Raw genomic sequence first — 247 nt, 5'->3', positions numbered from 1 at the left:
CAGCTGCGGTACGCCCTTCGAACTGCACAGGCAGGGCAATTCCGCACATGCCAACCCAGCTCAACGGCAAGGTGTGCTTCTGGGTTTGTGCGGCGATATCGGGGAGCTTGAGCTGGGTCATTTGGCTTTCCAGATAAAAAGAGGCATCAACGGCAACCGCCAATCAAGCTGCAATGCAGGTTGAAGCGCTGCCCGCTGGAGCTGGATACGCGGTTCAAAGTGGTCCAGCCAACACGGCGGCTGTGGC

At 58.7% G+C, this 247-nt stretch carries 2 pseudogenes; both read right to left on the bottom strand.

Annotated features, from left to right (window positions below):
* Positions 1-121 (bottom strand): annotated as a pseudogene (locus tag SB765_RS32520) (GTP cyclohydrolase I FolE2); the annotation flags it as partial.
* Between the two features lie 25 nt (positions 122-146).
* Positions 147-247 (bottom strand): annotated as a pseudogene (locus SB765_RS32515) (glutamine synthetase); the annotation flags it as partial.

The organism is Pseudomonas sp. SIMBA_067, assembly GCF_046534675.1.
Classification (GTDB): domain Bacteria; phylum Pseudomonadota; class Gammaproteobacteria; order Pseudomonadales; family Pseudomonadaceae; genus Aquipseudomonas; species Aquipseudomonas putida.
The sequence above is the reverse complement of the archived record's forward strand: the minus strand, read 5'-3'. Positions and strand labels throughout refer to the sequence as shown.